General features: G+C 67.2%; 13 protein-coding genes and 1 pseudogene. 4 read left to right on the top strand and 10 right to left on the bottom strand.

Going from position 1 to position 24,204, the window contains the following annotated elements:
- Positions 1-224 precede the first annotated feature (224 nt).
- The 9 genes and pseudogenes from hemC to VZ068_RS03735 all read right to left on the bottom strand — a co-directional run bounded on the left by hemC (position 225) and on the right by VZ068_RS03735 (position 11,872).
- Positions 225-1,139: a hydroxymethylbilane synthase gene (gene hemC / locus VZ068_RS03775; RefSeq protein ID WP_259155334.1), complete on the bottom strand. Its 915-nt coding sequence runs from the start codon at positions 1,137-1,139 to the stop codon at positions 225-227.
- A gap of 30 nt (positions 1,140-1,169) precedes the next feature.
- Positions 1,170-1,907, bottom strand: a complete 738-nt coding sequence (locus tag VZ068_RS03770; protein WP_259155343.1) for a LytTR family DNA-binding domain-containing protein — start codon at positions 1,905-1,907, stop codon at positions 1,170-1,172.
- Positions 1,908-1,939: 32 nt separating this feature from the next.
- Positions 1,940-2,992, bottom strand: coding sequence for a histidine kinase (locus VZ068_RS03765; protein WP_349656953.1), 1,053 nt, complete (start codon positions 2,990-2,992; stop codon positions 1,940-1,942).
- Between the two features lie 4 nt (positions 2,993-2,996).
- The gene (locus tag VZ068_RS03760; RefSeq protein ID WP_349656952.1) at positions 2,997-3,665 is read right to left on the bottom strand and encodes an alpha/beta hydrolase; all 669 of its coding nucleotides are present in this window, start codon (positions 3,663-3,665) and stop codon (positions 2,997-2,999) included.
- A 241-nt stretch (positions 3,666-3,906) separates the two neighbouring features.
- Positions 3,907-5,844 (bottom strand): glucans biosynthesis glucosyltransferase MdoH, encoded by a 1,938-nt coding sequence (mdoH, locus tag VZ068_RS03755; protein ID WP_349657642.1) that lies wholly within the window; start codon positions 5,842-5,844, stop codon positions 3,907-3,909.
- A 914-nt stretch (positions 5,845-6,758) separates the two neighbouring features.
- Positions 6,759-7,002, bottom strand: a pseudogene (locus VZ068_RS03750) (hypothetical protein); the annotation flags it as partial.
- 213 nt (positions 7,003-7,215) lie between these two features.
- On the bottom strand, positions 7,216-8,865 hold the full coding sequence (locus VZ068_RS03745; RefSeq protein ID WP_349656951.1) for a M28 family metallopeptidase: 1,650 nt from the start codon (positions 8,863-8,865) through the stop codon (positions 7,216-7,218).
- A gap of 298 nt (positions 8,866-9,163) precedes the next feature.
- The gene (locus VZ068_RS03740; RefSeq protein WP_349656950.1) at positions 9,164-10,144 is read right to left on the bottom strand and encodes a GGDEF domain-containing protein; all 981 of its coding nucleotides are present in this window, start codon (positions 10,142-10,144) and stop codon (positions 9,164-9,166) included.
- 240 nt (positions 10,145-10,384) lie between these two features.
- On the bottom strand, positions 10,385-11,872 hold the full coding sequence (locus tag VZ068_RS03735) for a SulP family inorganic anion transporter (RefSeq protein ID WP_349656949.1): 1,488 nt from the start codon (positions 11,870-11,872) through the stop codon (positions 10,385-10,387).
- A 210-nt stretch (positions 11,873-12,082) separates the two neighbouring features.
- On the opposite strand from VZ068_RS03735, the gene VZ068_RS03730 reads away from it, so the two are divergent.
- Both VZ068_RS03730 and VZ068_RS03725 read left to right on the top strand, forming a co-directional pair.
- The gene (locus VZ068_RS03730; RefSeq protein ID WP_259167537.1) at positions 12,083-13,546 is read left to right on the top strand and encodes a cellulase family glycosylhydrolase; all 1,464 of its coding nucleotides are present in this window, start codon (positions 12,083-12,085) and stop codon (positions 13,544-13,546) included.
- A gap of 310 nt (positions 13,547-13,856) precedes the next feature.
- Positions 13,857-15,989, top strand: a complete 2,133-nt coding sequence (locus VZ068_RS03725; protein WP_349657641.1) for a methyl-accepting chemotaxis protein — start codon at positions 13,857-13,859, stop codon at positions 15,987-15,989.
- A 732-nt stretch (positions 15,990-16,721) separates the two neighbouring features.
- On the opposite strand, the gene VZ068_RS03720 is transcribed toward VZ068_RS03725, so the two are convergent.
- Complete coding sequence (locus VZ068_RS03720; RefSeq protein ID WP_349656948.1) at positions 16,722-19,388, bottom strand: PAS domain S-box protein; 2,667 nt, start codon at positions 19,386-19,388, stop codon at positions 16,722-16,724.
- A gap of 494 nt (positions 19,389-19,882) precedes the next feature.
- Between VZ068_RS03720 and VZ068_RS03715 the strand changes: the two genes are divergently transcribed.
- Entirely contained in the window at positions 19,883-22,762 is a 2,880-nt protein-coding gene (locus tag VZ068_RS03715) for a pitrilysin family protein (RefSeq protein ID WP_349656947.1), read from the top strand.
- Positions 22,763-23,119: 357 nt separating this feature from the next.
- Positions 23,120-24,088: a GAF domain-containing protein gene (locus tag VZ068_RS03710; protein WP_326521151.1), complete on the top strand. Its 969-nt coding sequence runs from the start codon at positions 23,120-23,122 to the stop codon at positions 24,086-24,088.
- Positions 24,089-24,204 lie beyond the last annotated feature (116 nt).

The raw sequence follows: 24,204 nt of genomic DNA, 5'->3' as shown, positions 1-24,204 counted from the left end.
GCCGGGTCCGCTCCTACGACAGGAGGACCTGGTAGTAGGGGGCGATGCGAAGGGCGATACGTCGACCATGGTCGACCTGGTCCACACGTTCGAATACGCGACCGCTCGGTAGGAGCGGCCTTGGCCGCGATAGCTCTACCGGGAACGCCCGTCGCGGCCGGGTCCGCTCCTACGACAGCCGGGGCGTGGGCCTGGCGGCCGAAGGGCCGGGCGACGGCAGTGCGCTACAGCTCGGCCAGCAGCTGGGCGGCGCCCTTGTCGAACAGGCCTTGGGCGACGCGGCGGCCCAGCGCTTCGGTGTCTTCGGGACTGCCGTGCGCATCGGCGTGGATCAGGCGGCCATCGCTGGCGCTGCCGACCATGCCCTGCAGGTACAGGCCCTCGTCCTTCCAGGTGGCGAAGGCGGCCACCGGGACATGGCAGCTGCCGTGCAGCGCGCGATTCATCGCCCGCTCGGCTTCCACGCAGACGCGAGTGGCGGGGGCATCCAGCACCGCCAGCAGCGCATGGATGCGCGCATCGTCGCCACGACATTCCACTGCCACCGCACCCTGCGCCGGTGCCGGCAACCAGTCCGGCGCGTCCAGCCGCGCACTGATGCGCGCGTCCAGCCCCAGCCGTTGCAGGCCGGCGCAGGCCAGCACGATGGCGTCGTAGCCGCCGTTGTCGAGCTTGGCCAGGCGGGTGTTGACGTTGCCGCGCAGGTCGATCAGTTCCAGGTCCGGGCGTGCTGCGCGCAACTGCGCTTGCCGCCGTAACGACGAGGTGCCCACCCGCGCGCCCAACGGCAACGCCTGCAGGCTGGCATAGAGATTGGACACCAGCGCGTCGGCCGGGTCGCCGCGGCCCAGGATCGCCGGCAGCACGAACGGATCGTCCAGTTCCATCGGCACATCCTTGAGCGAATGCACCGCGCAGTCGGCCTCGCCGCGCAGCATGGCCAGCTCCAGTTCCTTCAGGAACAGGCCCTTGCCGCCGATCGCCGCCAGCGAGCGGTCCAGCACTTCGTCGCCGCGGGTGCTCATCGGCACCAGCACCACCTCCAGGCCGGGGTGGTGCTGGCGCAACGCGGCAGCGACATGTTCGCTCTGCCAAAGGGCGAGCGGGCTCTTGCGGGTGGCGATGCGGAGCGTGGTCATCCGGCCATTATCGCGGACCGGACCGGTAACTCATACATGACGCAGTTGATCGCGCAGGCTGGCCACGCAACGCCGGCTCACTTCCAGGGTCTGCGGCACGTTGCGCAGCACCGCGTGCACCTGGCCGTCGCCGCTGCGGCGCAGCTCCATCAGTTCGTCGCGGGCCACCAGGCAATTGCGATGGATGCGCACCAGGCGGTCGGCGAATTCGTCTTCCAGCGATTTGAGCGACTCCTCGATCAGGTCCTCGCCACGGGCGTGATGGACGATGACGTACTTCTCTTCGGCCTGCAGGTAGCGGATGTCGCCGATGGCGATCAGCCGCAGGCTGCCACGCAGACGCGCGCACAGGTGGGTGCGCAACGGCCGCGGCGCGACGCCGGGCACCCGCCCGGCCAGAAACGTGGCGACCTTTTCCAGGGCCGCGGACAGGCGTTCCGGGCGCACCGGTTTCATCAGGTAATCCAGCGCGGCGGCGTCGAATGCCGACAAGGCATGCTGGTCATAGGCGGTGCAGAACACCACCGCTGGCGGTGGCTGGCGCTGGCGCAGCAGCCGCGCGGTTTCCAGGCCGTCGACACCGGGCATGGCGATGTCCAGCAACACCAGGTCCGGGTGCAGCTGTTCGCACTGCTGCAGGACCTGCTGGCCGTTTTCGGCCTCGCCGATCACCTCGACCTGCGGATGCTCGCCCAGCAGCATGCGCAGGCGCTCGCGCGCCAGTGGCTCGTCATCGGCGATCAGCACCCGCACTTGCGTGGCCGTCATGGACATCCCCCTTCGCTGCAGCGACTCCCCCGTCACGGCAGCGGCAATGTGATCTCGCAGGCATAGTAGCCCTCAGCCCAGCTGGCCGCCATCCGTGCCCCGGCACCGAACTGAAACGCCAGCCGGTGCGAGATGCTGGCCTGCGCATGCCCGGCGCCGGCGAGCAGCGGCAACTGGGTTCCCGGTTGCGGGGCGGGGTTGACGATGCGGATCTGCAACTGGCTGCCGCGCTGGCGCAGCGACAGATACAGCGCGCCGCCCTCGGGCATGCGCGAGACTCCGTGCAGCACCGCGTTTTCGACCAGCGGTTGCAGCACCAGGCGCGGCATCGGCAGCTCCCACGGCAACGGTTCCTGGCGGTGCCAGCGCACCTGCAGGCGCTCGCCCAGGCGCAAGGACTCGATGGCCAGATAGCGCTCAGCCAGCTCACATTCGGCGCGCAGGGTGGAGACGCCTTCGCCGGCGCCCAGCGCGGCGCGAAACAGATCCGACAGATCCAGCACCGCCTGCTCGGCCACCACTGGGTCGCGCCGCAGCAGGCTGGCGATCAGGTTCATGCTGTTGAACAGGAAGTGCGGGCGGATGCGTGCCTGCAAGGCGTCGGCTTCGGCGCGCGCGTTGGCCTGCACCTGCGCTTCCCAGCGGTCGCTGACGTAGAAATAGCGCAGCGCCAGCGCGGTGATCAGCACCACGGTGGCGGCACCGCCCAGGGTGAAGCGCCAGAAGCCGACCAACGGGCCAAGCGGGGCTTGGCCCAGCACGGCGTATAGCCCGTGCACGATGCCGGCGCCCAGCATCGCCACCAGCGCGGCAATCAGCAGCGCGGCCAGCCCACCCAGCCTGGGCGGCAGCCGCGACAGCGAAGGCCGCAGTACGCACAGCAACACGGTGACCGCCAACGCCAGCCATAGCGCCAGGCCGCTGGCCGAGACGAAGCGCGACAGGGTGATGCTGCGCGCGGCGCCGGCATCGGGCACCAGGGTCACCACCAGCACCACCAGCTCGGCCAGCCCCAGCATGGCACCCAAGCGTGGCAGCCGGCACAGGTCCGGCATCCAGGTGATCTGCGGGGCAACGGTGGCCACGGGCTCAGGCGGCGGTAAAGCGTGCCTGCATCCAGTCGCGCAGGGCGTCGATTTCTTCCAGGCAGACCTGATGGCCCATCGGATAGGTCTGCCATTCCAGAGCGAAGCCGAGCGCGCGCAGCGCCTGCATGCTGGCCTGGCCGGCGGCGAACGGCACCACCGGGTCGGCGCTGCCGTGCGCCATGAACAACGGTTGGGCAATGGCAGCGGGCTGCAACTGGCTGGCAGCGGCCGTGGGATCGGGCAGATAGGTCGACAGGGCGATCAGCCCGGCCAGCGGGATGCGGCGCTGCAGACCCACGGCCAACGTCACCGCACCGCCTTGCGAAAACCCGGCCAGCAGGATGCGCTCGGGCGGCGTGCCGCGGGCCTGCTCATGGGCGATCAAGGCTTCGACCTGGGCCACCGACTCGGCGATACCGGCCTTGTCGGCACGGCTGGCGAAGTCCATGCCGACGATGTCGTACCAGCCGCGCATGCGCACGCCGTTGTTGATGGTGATCGGGCGGATCGGCGCATGCGGGAACACGAAGCGCAGCGCCGGCCAGTGCGGTCGCACCAGCTCCGGCACCATCGGAGCGAAGTCGCTGCCATCGGCGCCCAGGCCGTGCAGCCACAGCACGGTCCACTGCGGGTTGGGTCCGGTCTCGCGTTCGATCACTTCCAGCATCATCCAGCTCCGCTTGGGGGCCGGGCATTATGCCTTGCGCGCCGGTCACTGCCCGGTAACGCGCGCCCGCACGCGCCGCTCACCCGGATCGCGTGCGGCGAGTTGCCGTGGAGCAGTGGCAGTGGGCTGCCTGCCGGTCGCGCCCTCGTCGGTGCAGATGCGGCCGGGGCGTCGCCCGGGGCGGCGACAGCGCGTGGTTGGCGAACAGCACACCGGGTCCAATCGGGCCCGCCAGTACCGCCAATCAGATCAGCGACGGTTCCAGCGCAGCAGCGCGGCGCAGCTCGGATGCACGCACCAGCACCCTGGGCGGATCGAGCTCTTCGGGGATGCAGAAGATGCCGGCGCGGCGCAGCCCGAGGCCGGTGCGGCGCAACGAGGTCAATGCCACCACCGGGATCGACAGCGCCATGCCCACGATCACCGGCGCCATCCAGGCCGCCAGCGACGGCGAGACGGTGTACGCCACCGCGCCCATGAACAGGCCGAACACAGTCAGCCCGCCATAGCTGCGCAACAGCGCCGGCCACGACAGCTTGCCGTCGTCGCGCACCTGCGCGTCCCAGCCCGAATCCTTGCCGGCCAGCACTTCGAACACGCCACGCGACTGCAGGTACATCACCACCGGCGCCATCAGCGCGGCCAGCACGGTTTCCAGCAGGATGCTCAGCAGCGCGCGGATCGCGCCGCCGCAGGCACGCAGCTCGCGCGGGTTGAGCAGCAATGCGATGTAGCCCAGCAGCTTGGGCGCCAGCAGCACGAACATGGTGCAGACGAAGATCCAGATCGCATTGCCCTGGCTGCTGCCGTGCCAATAGCGCGCAGGCGAGAACGGCAGGTCGCCGGCCAGGTCGATGCCGCCGCCGGCCAGCGGGATACCGATGCCGATCAGCATCAGCAGGCCCCACATCGGCGCAGTGAAGTAATGGCCGATGCCGATCAGCATGTGCATGCGGCTGATCCAATGCAGGCCTTTGGCGCTCACCACTTTGGCGTGCTGCAGGTTGCCCTGGCACCAGCGGCGGTCGCGGATCAGCAGGTCGGTGAGCGTGGGCGGGCCCTCTTCGTAGCTGCCCTGCAGGTACGGCACCATGTGCATGGCCCAGCCGCCGCGCCGCATCAGCGCCGCTTCGACGAAATCGTGGCTGAGCACGTGGCCGCCGAACGGCTTGCGCCCGCGCAGTGACGGCAGGCCGGCGTGGTCGGCGAAGGCCTGGGTGCGGATGATGGCGTTATGGCCCCAGTAGTTGCTCTCGGCGCCATGCCACCAGGCCACGCCGAAGGCGATGATCGGCCCGTACACGCGCCCACCGAACTGCTGCATGCGGGCGAACAGCGTCTGGCCGTTGACCACCGCCGGCAGGGTCTGGATCAGGCCCACGTCCGGATTGTTTTCCATGCCGGCGACCAGCCGCACGATGGTGTCGCCGGTCATCACGCTGTCGGCGTCCAGGATCAGCATCTGCGGATAGCTGCCGCCGAAGCGGCGCACCCAGTCGGCCACGTTGCCGGCCTTGCGTGCGGCATTGTCGGCGCGGCGGCGGTAGAAGATGCGCCCGTGCCCGTCGACGCGGTCGCACAACTCGTTGTAGACCAGTTCTTCGGCAGCGCCGATGTGATCGCGGGTGGTGTCGCTGAGCACGAAGAAGTCGAAATGCTCCAGCTGGCCGGTTTCGGCCACCGATTCGTAGATCGCCTGCAGGCCAGCCAGCAGGCGGCGCGGGTCTTCGTTATAGGTGGGCATCAGCAGCGCGGTGCGCGAGCGAAGCGTGGGCAGCGGCTGTTCCGGGTCGATGCCGAGCTTGCGTCCGGCGCGCGCCACCACGGTGATGAAACCGGCCACCGCGCTGGCAAAGGACATCGCGATCCACGCGAACAGCAGCACGAACAGGCCGAGCAGGCAGCCTTCCAGCACGCTGAGGCCATCGGGCCACAGCACGCTGAGCATTACCCACACCGCCACGGCGGTGGTGGCGAAGGTGCCGCCGATCAGATAGAAGCGCCGCAGACCGATGCCGACCGGCGAGGTGCGTTGATGGGGCACCTGCAGCCTGCCTTCGCGCAGGTTCTGTTCGGGCATCGCCAGCGGCGCCTCCGGTGGCAGCGTGGGCTGGCCGGCGTCGAGGGCGGAGGTGGGGGGCAATGCGGTTGGTGCGGGGGAAAGGGTCACGGTGCCGTCCATCAAGGCTGCCCGTCGCATGCGTGCGACAGTGCGGGCTGCAGCGGGAGGTCCATCCCCGCCACGCGTAGCGATCGTGCGAAGCGCACCGCACCGGCAAGATGCCCGGCGGCGTGCGACCAGGTCGCGGTATTGGCAGCTATGAAACCACTCCGATGCACAAACTCTCCTGGCGGCGACGCGACGTCGCGGCTCATCCTAAAGAATCGACCGTTAAAGGAAACGAAGGCCATCGTGCAGTCTTCGCCCCACCCGACGAGGACCGCGCGGCAGACTACGCGGTAACGACCGAACGCAACCCCAACAGATTGCAGCCTGGCACGCGTGCTGTCACGGGCGTCAAACCACGCTGTCGTGTCAGATAGGTGCAATTGATGTGCCAGGACCTGCAATCGGTTGCAGCGACAGCCTGCTGGCGGGCGATCGTGGCGGTCGGTGGGTCTCACCAGACAGTCTGCGGACTGTTCTATTCAAAGCCATGCCCACCGACCATCTCGACTGGTCCTTGCCAGCTCACGTCGCGGGACCTTACGCGGCATGGCTGCCGCGTAAGAGCTTGCAACGACGTACTGGCAGCGTGTCCTGCGATGGAGGGCGGGCAAGGGCCCTGCAGCAAACTCGCAGCATCGAGGGCGCGGTGTCCTCGCCGCTCGCGGGACACGCCGTTAACCCGTCCATGGGGGCTCGATGGCGGCATCCATGCCGCCAACGGTCCCGCAATCGGCGAGGACACCGCACCAGACAGTTGGCTGGCAGCTTTACTGAAAACCCTGCACACCGACCATCTTGACTGGCCCTTGCCCGCTCACCGTCGCGGGACCTTACGCGGCATGGATGCCGCGTAAGAGCTTACAAGGACGTACTTGCAGCGTGTCCCGCGATGGTGGAGGGTGAAGGCCCTGCAGCAAACTCGCAGCATCGAGGGCGCGGTGCCCTCGCCGCTTGCGGGACAGACCGTGAACCCGTCCGTGGAAGCTCGATGGCGGCATCCATGCCGCCAACGGTCCCGCAATCGGCGAGGACACCGCACCAGACAGTTGGCTGGCAGCTTTACTGAAAACCCTGCAGACCGACCATCTCGACTGGTCCTTGCCCGCCCACCGTCGCGGGACCTTACGCGGCATGGATGCCGCGTAAGAGCTTACAAGGACGTACTTGCAGCGTGTCCCGCGATGGTGGGCGGGCAAGGGCCCTGCAGCAAACTCGCAGCATCGAGGGCGCGGTGCCCTCACCGCTTGCGGCACACGCTGTGAACCCGTCCCTGGAGACCGGCGAGGACACCGCACCAAGCAGATTGCTGGCTGCTTTACTGAAAACCATGCACACCGAAGCAACGCTGCCCTGATGAAAGCGCGGTCGTCTTGTCAGCCGGTCCTACTTGCGTGCCGCCTCGCTTGCATCGCGGGTGGCGCGGAATTCCGAATCGCCGCTCCAGTTCGGCCACTGACGCGAACCGGCCAACTGCTGGCCCAACGTGTACAGCACCCCCAGATCGCGCGCGGCGCCGGCGAAGGTCCAATCCGGCTTCCATTCGTCGCCTTGCTGGTGATAGCGCTTGGCGGTGTAGTCGTCCGATGCGGCCTTGCCTGCGGCAATGCCGCCCACTTCCCAATCCTGCCCGGCCGCATAGGACAGCGCCGGCACCCCGCGCTTGGCGAAGGAGAAATGGTCGGAGCGGAAGAAATACCCGGCCTGCGGCTTGGGGTCGGGCGTGTAGCGCAGCTTGGACTGTGCGGCCACCGTCTTGAGCTGATCGAGCAACTCGAGCTTGGCGGTGCCGTAGATGCCGAAATCGCGCGACGGCACGAACGGGCTCATGCCGTCCATGTTGATCACCGCAACGGTGGTATCCAGTGGGTACAACGGCTTGGAGGCGTAGAACTCCGAGCCCAGCAAGCCCTTCTCTTCGGCAGTGACGGCCAGGAACACCACCGAGCGCTCCGGCTTGGGCCCGCTGGCAAAACCGCGTGCCAGTTCCAGCAACGCCGCAGTGCCGCTGGCGTTATCCAGCGCGCCATTGAAGATGGTGTCGCCGCGTGCGTCCGGCTTGCCCACGCCGATATGGTCCCAGTGCGCGCTGTAGATCAGCGTCTCATCCGGATGCGTGCTGCCTTGCAGGCGTGCGACCACGTTGTGCGAGGTGATCACGTCGGATTTGACCTGATAGCTGGCGCTCAGGCCCTGGCCCTTGAGCTCGACCGGCTTGAAGCCGCGGGTCTGCGCCTGCTTCTTCAGCGCCTCGAAATCCAGCCCGGCGCGCTTGAACAGCTCGGTGGCCAGATCGCGCTGGATCCAGCCTTCCACGGTGGGGTGCGCGGCACGCGGGTTGTCGCGCACCACGTCGAACATGGTGTTGGTATTGGAGCTGGCCACGGTGTCCCAGCCATACGAGGCGGGCGCGGTTTCGTGCACCACCAGCACGCCGAGCGCGCCCTGACGTGCGCCCTCTTCGTACTTGTAGGTCCAGCGGCCGTAATAGGTCATGCCGGCGCCGTCGAAGGCGCCCTTGCCGGTTTCGAAGTCCGGGTCGTTGATCAGCACCACCGCGATCTTGCCCTTCAGGTCCACACCCTTGAAGTCGTCCCAGTCGCGCTCCGGCGCCTTGACGCCATAGCCGACGAAGACCAACGGCGCATTGGCGATGTCGACCTTGGACGCGCCGTCGAGCGCGGCACGGATGGCGATCTGCTTGCCTTGCGTCAGCGCCTGCGGCTTGCCGGCATCGGTCAGCGCAAGCGTCGGCGCACCGACGATATCGGCGCGGCGCAACGGCACCGCCTGGGTCCACAGCCGCTTGCCATCTTTGAGGTCGCCGCCGGGCTGCAGGCCCGCGTCGGCAAATTGCTTGCTCAGATAGGCGATGGTTTTTTCTTCGCCGGCGGTGGCCGGGCCACGCCCTTCATAGGCATCGGACGCCAGCTCCCTGACGTCGCGCGAGATGCGCGCGCCATCGAACGTCGGCGCCTGCGCCATCACTGCGGTCGAGACCGCCATTGCCAAGAGTCCCATGGCACATCGCTTCATTGCATACCCCAGCTATCAGACAGCCCTGGAGTGTAGCCACCCGCGGGTGCAAGCGGCGGCATGTCGCGGGATGGTCACCTGCGATGGCCGCGTGTCGCGCGGGAGCAGCCGCGCACCTGCACGCGTCCAACCGGTGCGGCACGGCGATGCGCGCGCCTGGAGAGACTAGTAAAGCCTGGCGCACAGTCGTCAGGTGGGGTGCGGACAGTGCGCTCGGAACCGGAGTGTGCGAGGGGCATCTGCCGCACCGGGCACCGGCTACGTCCGCCTGGCTGCGCAGTCGTTTTGCCAAGCGCTCTTAGAACAGGTCCACGCTGCCGGTCTGTTGCGTGGTCTGCAGCAACTGCCCGCTGGTGATCAGCTCGGAGTACACCACCGCGCGATTGCGGCCGTGCTGCTTGGCCCAGTACAGCGCCTTGTCCGCTTCGTCCAGCAGCTGGCTGATCAGCCGCCCGTGGGTCAGCTCCACGATGCCGGTGCTGAGCGTGACCTGCCCGACCTGCGGGAACACATGCTCGGCAACGGCCAGGCGGAAGCGCTCGAACAGGCTGACCGCCACATCGCGATCCACCCCACGCAGCACGATCACGAATTCTTCGCCGCCGAAGCGGAACAGCAGATCGTCCTGACGGAACGCGCGCTGCATCAACTGCGCCACCAGCAGCAGTACTTCGTCGCCGTACAGATGACCGAAGGTGTCGTTGACCCGCTTGAAGTGATCGATATCCACGATGCCCAGCCAGATGCTGTCGTTGGCCGGCGCGTCCGGACCAGCTGCGAACAGCCCCAGCACCACGTCGTCGAATGTCTTGCGGTTGCGCAGGCCGGTCAACGCGTCGCGCTGGGCATCGTCGAGCAGGCTGCGGTAGTTCTGGAAGAAGCGTGCGAAGCCCTGCAACATCGCCTGTTCGGCAACACCGGGCGTGCGCGCACCGCCCACCCGCAGGCAGGTCCGGATGCCACGCGCTTCCATCATCGGGTACAGCAGCAGCGCATTGCCATCCTGCTGCAGCTGCACCACCTCGCCAGGGCCATGCACGTCGGCCAGCCGGGCACGCATCTGCGCATCCTTCAGCTCGGCCACCGTCAGCGACAGGCGGCCGTCGTCGTGCAGGCGGGTTTCGGCCATGGTGCGGCCGTCCGGGGCGATGCGCAGCAGCGACAATTCCTCGACGGAGCAGACCTCGCGCATGGTGCGCAACAGGCTCAGATCGAGCAGATCGGCGTCGCGGATGGCGGTCATGTCCACCATCCGTTCCAGCAACGGCGTAGCGCTCATTGGCGGCGCAGCCGGTGCGCAAACGCGGGCCCGCCCTGCCGGACGCGGCGGGCTGGCAGACAACTGGAGTGGCAACGCGCAGGCTTCACGACAACGACCGGCAGTCAGGATGCCGGTTCATCGGCGTTGCCCGCGCAAACTTGAGACCGCTCGCCGACCGTGCTCAGCCCGCATCCAGCCCTCGGTGCGCAGCGGACAAAAATGCCCGGCGCTGCGATGGGGCGCATCGCCCCGCGGGGCTCAGGGCAGCGCGGACTCCAGCGCGTCTTCGCCCAGGGCATGCCGCTGCATCAGCCGGCGGCTACCGGCATTGAGGCCCTCGACCTGCACATCCAGATCGTGATGCCGCAAGCGCTGCACCACCTTGTCCAGCGCCGCCACGGCGGTGATGTCCCAGAAATGCGCACGGCTGACGTCGATCACCACGGCGCGGCCAGGCACCTGCCGTGCGTCGAAAGCGTCGATGAACACATCGGCCGAGGCGAAGAACACCTGTCCGCGTACGCTGTAGGTGCGCACGCCGTCTGCGCCATCGCTGTGGGCGATCTGCAGCAGCCCGGCCACCTTGAAGGTGAAGAACACCCCGCTCAGCACCACGCCCACCGCCACGCCGGCGGCCAGATTGTGGGTCACCAGGGTCACTGCCACCGTGGCCAGCATCACCACGCTGGAGGTGCGCGGATGGGTGATGACGGTGCGCAGCGAGCGCCAGTCGAAGGTCTCGGCCGACACCATCACCATGATCGCCACCAATGCCACCACCGGCACCTGCGACACCCAGGGCTTGAGCAGCACCATCAGGATCAGCAGGAACACCCCGGCGAACAAGGTGGACAGCCGGCCACGGCCGCCGTACTTCACGTTGCCCACGGTCTGGCCGATCATGCCGCAACCGGCGATGCCGCCGAACAGGCTGGCCGCTGCGTTGGCGACCCCCAGCCCGGTGCATTCGCGGTTCTTGTCGCTGGGGGTGTCGGTGAGTTCGTCGACCACCCGCGCAGTCATCAGCGATTCGAGCAGGCCCACCATGGCGATGGCCAATGCCGGCAAGGCGATGATGCGCAGCGTTTCCAGCGTCATCGGCACCGCCGGCCATTGCAGGAACGGCAATGCAGTGGGGAGCTTGCCAAGATCGGCCACGGTCTTGAGCGGCAGGTGCAGGGCGCTGCCGGCGATGGTCAACAGCAGGATGCACAACAGCGGCGAGGGAATCGCCGACAGGCCCGGCACGCGCAATCGCGGCAGGCCGTAGATGATCGCCAGGCCCACACCGAGCATGGCCCACGTGGTGAGGTTGGCGCCCAGCAGGTGCGGCAGCTGCGCGGCGAAGATCAGCACCGCCAGTGCATTGACGAAGCCGGTGCGCACCGAGCTGCTGACAAAGCGCATCAACACGCCCAAGCGCAGCAACCCGAACAGGATCTGCACCGCGCCGGCGAGCAGCCCGGCTGCCAGCAGATACGCCAAGCCGTGCGCCGCCACCAGCGGTGCGGCCACCAGCGCCACCGAGCCGGCTGCAGCAGAAATCATCGCCGGGCGCCCGCCACAGAACGCAATCACGATGCCGATGACGAAGGACGCGAACAGGCCGACCTGCGGGTCCACGCCTGCCACGAACGCGAAGGCGATCACTTCGGGAATCAGGGCAAATGTTGCGACCGCACCGGCCATCAGTTCGCGCGCAGGTGAAGCGCGCCATTGCGCCAGTTCGGCACGCAGGAAAGACATCGGGGACACTCCGGGGACAAAAGGGACAGCCTGCGGACAGTGCGCAGCGGCGATAGTGTGCGGGAAAGCGACCGCGCCCGCAGCCCGCCGGTGATCTGTGCGCCAATGCGCTTTTTTGTGGCTGAGATCACGCCGCGCGGCGCGGGCGCAGACCAAGATGCCCCCCTCACCGCGCTCGGGTGTCGAGCCCGGTTATCTAGGGAGATCACCATGTCCATCTTCAGGACCGCAAGTACGCTCGCACTGGCCACTGCGCTGGCCTTGGCCGCCGCGCCGGCTTTCAGCTATTCCATCAGCAACAACAGGGTTGTCGACGACAGTGGCAAGGTGGTGCAGCTCAAGGGCGTCAACGTGTTTGGCTTCGAGACCGGCAACCATGTCATGCATGGCCTGTGGGCGCGCAACTGGAAGGAGATGATCAACCAGATGCAGGGCCTGGGCTTCAATGCCGTGCGGCTGCCGTTCTGCCCGGCCACGCTGCGTAGCGACACCATGCCCAGCAGCATCGACTACAGCCGCAATGCCGACCTGCAGGGCCTGACCTCGCTGCAGATCCTCGACAAGGTGATCAACGAATTCAACGCGCGTGGCATGTACGTGCTGCTGGACCACCACACCCCCGATTGCGCCGGCATCTCCGAGCTCTGGTACACCGGCTCCTACACCGAAGCCCAGTGGCTGGCCGACCTGCGCTTTGTGGCCAACCGCTACAAGAACGTGCCGTATGTGCTCGGCCTGGACCTGAAGAACGAGCCGCACGGCGCCGCCACCTGGGGCACCGGCAACGCCGCCACCGACTGGAACAAGGCCGCCGAACGCGGGTCGGCCGCGGTGCTGGCCGTGGCGCCGAAGTGGATCATTGCGGTGGAAGGCATCACCGACAACCCGGTGTGTTCGACCAACGGCGGCATCTACTGGGGCGGCAACCTGCAGCCGCTGGCCTGCACCCCGCTGAACATCCCGGCCAACCGCCTGCTGCTGGCGCCGCACGTGTACGGCCCGGACGTGTATGTGCAGTCCTACTTCAACGACAGCAACTTCCCCAACAACATGCCGGCCATCTGGGACCGTCACTTCGGCCAGTTCGCCGGCAAGTACGCGTTGCTGCTGGGCGAGTTCGGCGGCAAGTACGGCGAAGGCGATGCGCGCGACAAGGTGTGGCAGGACGCGCTGGTGAAGTACCTGCGCAGCAAGGGCATCAACGAAGGCTTCTACTGGTCGTGGAATCCCAACAGCGGCGACACCGGCGGCATCCTGCGCGACGACTGGACCACCGTGCGCCAGGACAAGATGACGCTGTTGCGCACCCTGTGGGGCACGCTGAGCAGCACCACGCCGACGCCGACGCCGACTCCAACTCCTACGCCTACGCCTACGCCGACCCCCACCCCCACCCCGACCCCGACCCCGACCCCGGGCACCGGCACCTTCAGCACCAAGGTCATCGTGGACAGCAGCTGGAACGGCGGTTCGTGCAACCGCGTGCAGGTCACCAACACCGGGACCGGCAGCGGCACCTGGTCGGTGACGGTACCGGTCACCGGCACGGTCAACAACGCGTGGAACGTGGTGTGGTCGCAGAGCGGTAGCACGCTCAAGGCCAGTGGCGTGGACTTCAACCGCACGCTGGCCGCCGGTGCCACGGCCGAATTCGGCTTCTGCGCCGCAAGCTGATGTGGAAGGCGGGCACGCGCCTTGCGTGCCCGCCTTTGTATCGCGCGACCGGCCGCTCTTTGATCGATGTGGCGCCTGCGCTCTGTGCAAGACAACGGGCCATCGTAGGAGCGTACCTGGGCGCGACGAAGCCTTCCAGGCAACGTCGCATCGCGCCCAGGTGCGCTCCTACGTTGCATCGGCGTTGCCTTGTCACAAGCAGACGCTACCGCAATCAATGTTCAACCCGCATGTGAATCAGCCGTTATCCATCTCATAGCGTCCTGCGCGGCGCGTTCCGGATATCGTTGCCATGCCCGTTGTCTCCCTGTTGCGTCGCCATGTTGCCAATCTTCCGCTGACCCGCAAATTCGTGCTGTTGTGCACGCTGTTGACGGTAGGCGTGATTCTGCTCGCGGTCGCCGCGGCGCGCCTGCAATACCTGGACCTGATCGAGGCGCGCAAGCTCAGCGTCAAGACCGAGGTCGAGATGGGCCTCACGGTGATGCAGCACTACGCCGACAAGGTCAAAGCCGGCGAACTGACCGCCGACCAGGCAAAGGAAGCCGCGCGCACCACGCTCGCGGACATGCGCACCAACGATGGCGTGGATTACTTCTTCATCGTCGACCCGCAGATGCGCATCCTGATGCATCCCAAGCGCCCGGTCGGCACCGACATGACCGACTACAAGAGCGATGCCGGGCAGTACGTGTATCGCGACATCAAGACCGCGATCGACAGCGGCGATGGCTTCAGCTATTACGACGCGCCCAAGCCGGGCAAGAAGGAACAGCTTCCAAAGATCAGCTACGCCAAGACGTTTCCGGCCTGGAACTGGGTGCTGGTGATGGGCGTGTACGCCGAGGACATCCAGGTGCAGGCGTGGGGCTTTACCCGCACCCTGACCCTGATCGGCGGCGCGCTGGTCGCACTGGTGATCGGCCTGTGCTGGTTGATCGCCTCGGCGATGGCCGCACCGTTGCGTGCCGCCTCACGCACCGCCGAGGCGATTGCCTCGGGCCGTTTCGACAACGACATCCGGGTGGAATCGCGCGATGAAACCGGGCAACTGATGCACAGCATGCAGCAGATGCAGAACCAGCTGCAGCGCTTCAACGGCGAGATGCAGACCATGATCCGGCTGCAGCAGGGCGAGAACATCGCGCACCGCATTCCGGAGGATTTCCCCGGCGATTACGGCAGCCTGGCGCATGGCGTGAACACGGTGGTGTTCGAACATCTGGATGCCATCAACGAGGCGATGGACCTGATGGGCGACTACGGCCGTGGCGATCTGCGCCGCGACATGCGTCGCCTGCCCGGCCAGCGCGCGGCGCTGCACGAAGCATTGGACACAGTGAAGGGCAACCTGTCGGCAATCAACAGCGACATCGCGCGCCTGGCAGATGCCGCCGCGCGTGGCGATTTCTCCGCACGCGGCGAGCAGGCGCGCTACCAGTTTGCGTTCGCCGAAATGGTGCAGGCCTTGAACCGCCTGATGCAGCAGGCCGATGCGGGCCTGGACGACGTGGGCCGCATCATGGCCGCCATTGCAGATGGCGATCTGTCGCAACGGGTGGAATCGCATTACGAAGGCGCCTTCGGACGTCTGGCCGATGCTGCCAATCGCACTGCGATCCAGCTCACCAGCATCGTGCAGGGCATCCAGCAGTCGGCCGAGATGATCAATACCGCCGCCGGCGAGATCGCCAGCGGCAACGCCGACCTGTCCACGCGCACCGAACACCAGGCCGCAAATCTTGAGGAAACCGCCGCATCGATGGAGGAGCTGACCTCCACCGTGCGCCAGAACGCAGACAACGCACGCCAGGCCAATCAACTGGTCAAGGGCACCGGCGATGTCGCCGAAAGCGGTGGCCGTGTGGTGCAGGAAGTGGTCACCACCATGCAGGCGATCACGCAATCGTCGGCGCGCATTTCCGACATCATCGGCGTCATCGACGGCATCGCCTTCCAGACCAACATCCTGGCCTTGAATGCCGCAGTGGAAGCCGCGCGCGCTGGCGAACAGGGCCGTGGCTTTGCAGTGGTCGCAACCGAGGTCCGTGCATTGGCGCAGCGTTCGGCCGGTGCGGCCAAGGAAATCAAACAGCTGATTTCCGACTCGGTGGAAAAGGTGGAGCAAGGCTCGGCGCTGGTGCAGCAGGCCGGCAGCACCATGACCGAGGTGGTCAGCTCGGTAAAGCGCGTGACCGACATCATGGCCGAGATCACCGCCGCCAGCACCGAACAGAGTGCCGGCATCGAACAGGTCAGCACCACGGTGATGCAGCTGGACGAAATGACCCAGCAGAACGCCGCGCTGGTGGAAGAAGCCACTGCGGCCGCGCGCAGCCTGGAAGACCAGGCCGCGGATCTGACGCGCGCGGTGGCGGTGTTCCAGCTGGCACCGGCGCAGCCCGGATCGATGCAGCGCCATCGCGTCGAGAAGGCTGCGTAGTGCCGCAGCACCGTCACTTCGATGAGGCCGCCTGGTCATGCAGCAGCTCTACTTCGAGTGGACCGATGAGTGATGTCGCACCACCGCGTCTAGCAGGCTAAATCGTGGCGATGTAGCCGCACGTCGGGCAAAGCCTGGCAGGAATGGTTCGAGGGCGCACATGTCTGACGCGCCCTCATCCGCCCTTCGGGCACCTTCTCCCGAGGGGAGAAGGAACCGCGCCATACGCTTCGCTGTTCAAGCCCCTCTCCCGAGGGGAGAAGGAACTTCGCTGTTCAAGCCCTCTCCCGAGGGCAGTAAGGAACAGCGTCACCCGCTTCGCTGTTCAAGCCCCTCTCCCGCCGGGAGAGGGGTTGGGGTGAGGGTGCCCCGTCGGCCATGACACGTCGACGAAGAACGATGCGCACTGCGAGTCGGCAGAAGTGCGCCGGCAATCGAGAGATCGACAAACACCCTTATCACAGGTGTATCCAAACTCGTTGACCAACCCTGGCGCAGCCTGCATCGACGCAGCGCTTCCGCATCGAGCAGACTGCAGTGCGATGCAGCACCACAACTTCGAGCAGGCGCGTCGTGAGGTGGCGCGCCACATGGAGCGAGCCGCGTGCTGCTGCAGCAGCACGTCGGGCAAACCGCAGAGTCATGGCTGGCGGGGCACCTGACCGACGTGCCCTCACCCGCCCTTCGGGCAGCTTCTCCCGTGGTGAGAAGGAACCGCGGTTGCCGCCGACCTCAACGCGCAGCGTCGCGGCGGTTCATTGCGGCGTCCTTGCTGCAGCGCGCGTTCTTTGCGGCGTACATCGCCTCGTCTGCGGCATGCATCAGGCTTGCCGCCTCGGCCTGGTCGCCGTGTTGCCAGGCCACGCCGATGCTGGGTTGGATCGGTAGCCGCTGCTCGCCGAACAGGGCGCCGGCGGAGGCCGCATGGCGGATGCGCTCGGCAACCCGGGCGCAGTCGGCCTTGGGCGTCTGCAGATTGTCCAGCAGCACCACGAATTCGTCGCCGGCCAGACGCGCGACCAGGTAACGGCCTTCCACCGCGCGTTGCAGGCAATGACCGAACTCCACCAGCACCGCGTCGCCGGCGCGGTGACCGTAGGTGTCGTTGATGCGTTTGAAGCCATCCAGATCCAGAAACATCACCGCCACCGCGCGTTGCAACTGGTGCGCCTGCAGCACGGCGTTCTGCAATGCCTCGGTCCAGGCGTGGCGGTTGGGCAGGCCGGTCAGCGCATCGCGGGTGGCGCGCTCGTGCATCAGGCGGTGCAGGGTCTTGTGCGCGGTGACGTCCTGCGCCATCAGGAAAAACCCGTGTGCCTGCCCCGGCAGGCGCCGGTTTTCCGGCACCAGGGTGATCTCCATATCGCGTGCGTTGCCACCCATCTGCAACACGTGCTCGAAGCTGGCGCGCTGCCCTTGGGCCACCTGCGCCAGCGCGGCGCGAGCGGTCGCGCTGAGCGGCGCGCCCATCAGATGCGTAATCGGCGACCCGACCAGGCTGGCCGGCTCCACGCCCAGCCAATCGCGGTGCGCTTCGTTGGCGAACAGGCAGCGTTGGCCGGCATCGAACTGGCTGACCAGCGCCGGGGTGGCGTCGCTGATCGCGCGCAGCCGCGCTTCGCTCTCGGCCAGGCGTTCGGCGGCGACATGGCGTTCGGTGACGTCCTGGATCTGCGAAACGAAATGCACCGGTGCACCGCTACCGTCGCGCACCAGCGACACCGACAGCTGCGCCCAGATCACTGCGCCTTGCTGGCTGATGTAGCGCTTGGCCAGGCTGTAGCTATCGCGCTTGCCGGCGATCAATTGCTGTACCAGCTGCAGGTCCATTTCCAGATCGTCCGGGTGGGTGATCTGCTGGAAGGTGGTGCGCAGCAATTGCTCGCGCGGGTAGCCGAGGATGCTGCACAAGGACGGATTAACGTCGCGCCAGGCGCCATCCAGCGAGACGATCGCCATGCCCTGCGGTGCGGTTTCGAAGGCGCCGGTGAAGCGTTCGGCGGCCAATTGCGCGGCGGCCTGCGCCTGCAGTTCGGCGGTGACGTCGATGGCCATGGCCAGATAGCCGGCCAGGCCTTGCTGCGCATCGTGGATGACGTTGAAGCACAGCCGCACCCGGCGCAGCTCGCCGTTCTTGCGCACCAGGGTCCACAATTCTTCGGCCAGCACATTGCCGGCGGCGGCCGCAGCCAGTTCCACATACGCCGGTGGCGACAACGCCAGTGTGGCCATGTGACGCTCCAGCTCGGCCTGCAGGTGGAACCGCGACGGAGAGCTGCCCAGCACTTCGTCGGCCGCGTAGCCCAGCAGTTGTTCGGCACCGGGATTGAACAGCTCGATGCGCCCCTGCGGGTCGAAAGCGATGATCGCCACGTCCTGCGAGGCATCCACCAGCGCCTGCAGCCGCGCGCGCTCGGCAGACAAGGCCGCCGACGCGTCCTTGAGCTGGGTGATGTCGTGCATCACGCAGACCGCGCCCAGCGCAGTGCCCTTGTCGCCGACCACGGGGTCTGCATTGCACAGCACGCTGCGCGGAGGCTGACCGTTGGCACGGATCACCAGTTCTGCATTGCGCACGTGCTCGCCGCGCCAGGCGCGCAGCAGCGGGATGGCGTCGGTGGGCAGCAGCCGGTTGCCGTCTGCGCTGTAAAGGTCGAAATGCTGCGCCCATTGCGCCGGCGGCAGCACGCGCGGGTCGGTGCCATGCCATTGCCGCGCGGCGTGGTTGAACTCGCGCAGCAGACCATCGGTGCCGCAGGCCACCACGCCGTCAGGCATGGCTTCCAGCAACATGCTCAGGGTCTGCCGCTGCGCCTGCGCATCGAGCCGGTCGCGGCGCGCTTCCAGCTGGCTGACCGCCTGCCGCGCCAGGCGGATCAGTGCCTGTTTCTGATCGTCGTCGAGTACGCGCGACTTGGTGCTGAGCGTGCACAAGGTGCCATAGGCATAGCCTTCGCGGCCGACCAGCGGCACCCCGACATAGGAGCGCACACCGGGCGCGGCGGCCACCAACGGGTTGTTGACGAAGCGTGGGTCGGCCTCGGCGTCGGGCACTTCCATCAACTCGGTCCCCATCACCGCGTAGGAGCAGAACGACACGCTGCGCGGCGTGCCCTCCAGGTCGGTACCGCAGCGCGCCTTGAACCATTGCCGGTCGGCGTCCAGCAGCGACACCAGTGCCATCGGTGCGCCGGTGACATGCGCCGCCAGCCAGGCGATATCGTCGAACTCGGCCTCGGCCTCGGTGTCCAGCACCCCCAGCCGGCGGACCGCGTCCACGCGCAAGGCGTCGTTGGCGGGAATCGGCACGGGCGGCAACAGGACGGTCATGGGGTGATCGGCGGGCGGCGTATGGCCAAGAAGGTAGGTCGCCCCAAGTAACGGCGAGGCGATGATCAACTTGAGCGCGTCCGGCCGGGCCCGCTTACGGCCCGGTCAACCCGTGGCGGCGGGTGCGGGAGGGCCACAGTGGCGGGACGATCGCGCCAGCCTCAGCGACCGGCCGCTACAGCCGCGCGTCGTGCATGTACGCCGTGCCGGCGCGTGGCGGGGCCCGGCCACTAGCCCTTGCAGCACCTCCGCCGGATCCCGGCGCGTCCGTGTACCGATGGCGCGCCGCCTGCGCGGCCCGGGCAAGCCAGCCGCCACGCGGGGCTTCCGGCGCACAGCACCTGCAAGACCTGGGTTGCCGGGCCCCAAGCCGGGCAGCTGCCCGCTGCGGCCCGCGCACATCCCATTTCACGGCGCGAACTCAGCCCAGACGAAGTTCTGTCGCCGTTTTTCGTATTTCCGGCGGCGTGCTACTGCCGCCCGCCGCCTCCGTGCCTAACAGCATTTGCGGCCTCGCCAAGCAGCCACTACCCTCGGCCGATTGTCCTGCTCTGGAGTGTCACATGCTGCGTCCGTTGTCCTTGTTGATCGCCGGCGTGCTCGGCGCCGCTGCCGGTACCGTTCCGCCCGCCGCACAGGCCGCCCCGGCCAGCCTGTCCAAGACTACGGACAACAGCGCCATCCCCGACATCGCCTACACCCGCTTCACCCTGCCCAACGGCCTGACCGTGGTGGTGCACGAAGACCACAAGGCGCCGGTGGTGGCGGTAAGCATCTGGTACCACATCGGTTCCGGTGACGAGCCGGCCGGCAAGACCGGCTTTGCCCACCTGTTCGAGCACCTGATGTTCTCCGGTTCGGAAAACAACAAGGGCAGCTTCTTCGCGCCGCTGGAGCAGGTCGGCACCACCGACATGAACGGCACCACCTGGTTCGACCGCACCAATTATTTCGAAACGGTGCCGACCACCGCGCTGGATACCGCGCTGTGGCTGGAATCGGACCGCATGGGCCACCTGCTCGGCGCGATCGGCCAGGAAGAACTCGACACCCAGCGCGGCGTGGTGCAGAACGAAAAGCGCCAGGGCGAAAACCGCCCCTATGGCCGCGTGGACCAGAACATCCTGTCCAACCTGTTTCCGGCCAACCACCCGTACCAGCACGACACCATCGGCTCGATGGAAGATCTGGACGCGGCCTCGCTGGGCGACGTCAAACAGTGGTTCAACGACAACTACGGCGCCGCCAACACCACCCTGGTGCTGGCCGGCGACATCACCGTGGCGCAGGCGCGCGCCAAGGCCGCGCAGTACTTTGGCGATATCCCGTCCGGCAAGCCGGTGGCGCGTCAGCAGCCGTGGGTCACGCCGCTGGCCGCGCAGAAGCGCGGCGTGCAGCACGACCATGTCTCGCAGCCGCGGATCTACCGCACCTGGGCCGCGCCGCAGCTGGGCACCGACGACATGATCCAGCTGGATCTGGCCACCACCGTGCTGGGCGGCGGCAAGACCTCGCGGCTGTATCAGCGTCTGGTCTACCAGGACAAGCTGGTCGATGACGTGTCCGCCGCGGTGCAGCCGTTCGCGCTGTCCAGCCAGGTGCAGATCCAGGCCGACGTCAAGGACGGCGTGGACCCGGCCAAGGTCGAGGCGGTGATCGACGAAGAGCTCAGGAAATTCATCGCCCAGGGCCCGACCGCCGACGAACTTCAACGGGCCCAGGTGGCCTATCGCGCCGGCTTCGTGCGCGGGCTGGAAAAGGTCGGCGGCTTCACCGGCAAGGCGGTGCTCCTGGCCGAGGGCCAGGTCTATCGCGGCGACCCGGGCGCCTACAAGAAAGACCTGCAGCGCGGCCAGGCCGCCACCGTGGACAGCGTCAGGCAGGCCTCCGCCACCTGGTTCGGCAAGGGCGACTATCTGCTCACCGTGCTGCCGGCCGGCAAGGATTTCGACCCGGCTGCCGAAGACAAGGCAGTGGTCGCACGCGCCGCCGAACCGGGCAAGCCGGCGCCCAAGCTCCCCGCCGCCGGCAAGTACACCGTCGCCGCCTCCAAGGTGGACCGCAACAAGGGCGTGCCCAAGACCACCCAGTTCCCCGACCTGAGCTTCCCCAAACTGCAGCGCGGCAAGTTGAAGAACGGCATCGAGGTGATCCTGGCCGAGCGCCACACCATCCCGGTCACCCAGGTCGAGCTGCTGTTCGACGCCGGTTATGCCGCCGACCAGGGCAAGAAGCTCGGCACCGCCAGCTTCAGCGCCGCACTGATGAACGAGAGCACCGCCTCGCTGGATTCGGTGGAAGTGGCCCAGCGCAAGCAGCGCCTGGGGGCGATCACCGGCGTCGGCTGCGATCTGGATAGCTGCAGCGCCTCGCTCAATGCCCTCAACGACCAGTTGCAGCCGTCGCTGCACTTGTTCTCCGACATCGTGCGCAACCCGGCGTTCAACGCGTCGGACATCGAACGCATCCGTGGTCAGTGGCTGGCCGGCATCGCGCAGGAAAAGACCAAGCCCACCAGCCTGGGTCTGCGTGCGCTGCCGCCGCTGCTGTACGGCGACAAGCATCCGTACGGCATCCCGCTCACCGGCAGCGGCACCGAGGCAGCGATCAAGAGCCTCGATGCCAAGGACCTGCAGGCCTTCCACAGCCAGTGGCTGCGCCCGGACAACCTGCGCATCCTGGTCGCCGGCGACACCACCCTGGCGCAGATCATCCCGCAGCTGGATGCGGCCTTCGGCGACTGGAAGGCCCCGGCCAGCCCGCTGCCGAAGAAGAACCTGGTCGATGTGGCCGCCCAGCCCAAGCCGCGCGTGTACCTGATCAACCGGCCGGATGCGCCGCAGTCGGTGATCCTGGCGGGCCTGCTCGCACCGTCGACCAAAACGCAGGACAACCTGGCCATCGGCGTGGCCGACGATGCCTTCGGCGGCACCTTCACCTCGCGGTTGAACATGAACCTGCGCGAGAGCAAGCGCTGGGCCTACGGTGCCGGCACCCGCCTGATGGATGCGCAGGGCCAGCGGCCGTATCTGTTCTCCGCACCGGTGCAGACCGACAAGACCGCCGAGTCGGCCAACGAGATCCTCAAGGAGGCCCGCGCCATCGTCGGCGACAAGCCACTGACCGGCGAGGAGATCGAAAAGATCAAGAACCAGAGCATCCGCGCCCTGCCCGGCAGCTACGAAACCACCACCGCCGTGCTCGGTGCGATCGAAGGCATCGTGCAGTTCGACCGCCCTGACGACTACGTGCAGACGCTCAAGCCGCGCCTGGAAGCGATCGACCAGCCGGCCGCGCAGAAGGCCATCGCACAGATCATCAAGCCCGACGCGATGACCTGGGTGATCGTGGGCGACCTGAAGAAGATCGAGGCCCCGGTGCGTGCGCTCAAGCTGGGCGAGGTGCAGGTGCTGGACGCCGACGGCAAGCCGGTCAAGCGCTGACACTCGCCTGATGCCCTGCCCGCCTGCGCGACACAGGCGGGTGGGTGGACAGCGATGCTGCGTTGCCCGGTGCGGGACGGTTTGGGAGATTTGCCGGTTGATCCGGTTGATCAGTTGATGGCCGGCTGTTCCAGTGCTCGATCGTCTGATTGGCGGTGCGCAGTCCGATCGCGCCGCTACCGGCATCGCGCCACAACGGCTGCGCGATTGCCGGCCTGTTGCATCGACTGGCGATTGCAGCAGTACACGCCGGGCCGTAGGCGATCATCATTGCACCCCGCACGTCGCTGCATCACTTCGATCTCCAGCGGCGGCGCCTATCCTATCCACGCCACGTTATCGGCCAGTCCTTTAAGGTTGGCCGCTCTCCTCGACAGGTGTTTGGCTGATCCGATGAAAGAGATGCCGACGGCAGATGAAGCCTCCCGCCAGCAGGTCCTCGATGGGTATCGCATCGTCGACAGCCTGCCGGAAGATACGTATCAGGACATCGTGCAGGTGGCCGCATCGCTATGCGATACGCCCATTGCACTGATGTCGTTGGTGGACCGCGACCGTCAGTGGTTCAAGGCCCAACTTGGCCTGGGGCTGCAACAGACCGACCGCAGCCAGGCGGTGTGCGACCACGCCATTCGCGACCCGAGCCAGCTGATGGAAGTGCCGGACCTGACCCAGGACCCGCGGTTCCGCGATATTTCCGTGGTCACCGGCGACACCGGCGCACGCTTCTACGCAGGCATGCCGTTGGTGACGCCCGAAGGCGTGGCGCTGGGCACCGTGTGCGTGCTCGATACCGAACCGCGCACGCTCAACGAACATCAGCGTACCGGCCTGCAGGCGCTGGCCCGCGTCACCATGCACCTGCTGGACGCACGCCAGGAGGCGCTGCACCAGGAGCGTGCCGCCATCCTGCAGCCGGCCGCGGCTGCCGCCGCGACCGCGCTGGCTGCCGAGGCGCCCTACCAGCTGGTGATCCTGGAAGTGCAAGAACTGGCCGCATTGGCCGAACGCCAGAGCGAGCGCCTGCTTGGCCGCAACTTGCAACAGCTCGATCAGGCATTCGCCGCACTCGTGCAGGGGCCGGGCAACAGTATCGACCGGGTCACCGACAGCGCGGAATTCATCGCCGTCCTGCGTGGCCCCGATGCCGACCGCACGCTGCAGCAGCTGCGCGACGTCGCGCAGCTGCAACAGGGGCTGGGACTGACGGTCTTGCTCGGCCACGCGCAAGCCACCCGCGCCGACGAGCCGATCGGCCAGGTCTTTTTACGCGCGGAAATTGCGCTGAGCGCAGAGAAGGATCGCTACCGGCAGAGTCTGGCCTAGGCAGCTGCTTCGCTGCCGTAGCAGTACCCTCACCCCAACCCCTCTCCCGCGGGCGGGAGAGGGGCTCACAGTAGCGCTCGGCGGAGTGCCGTAGCGTTCCGTCGGATTTACGCCGT

The sequence above is a fragment of the Xanthomonas sp. 10-10 genome, assembly GCF_040182365.1.
GTDB lineage: Bacteria > Pseudomonadota > Gammaproteobacteria > Xanthomonadales > Xanthomonadaceae > Xanthomonas > Xanthomonas arboricola_F.
This window is presented reverse-complemented; position numbering and strand designations above follow the sequence as displayed.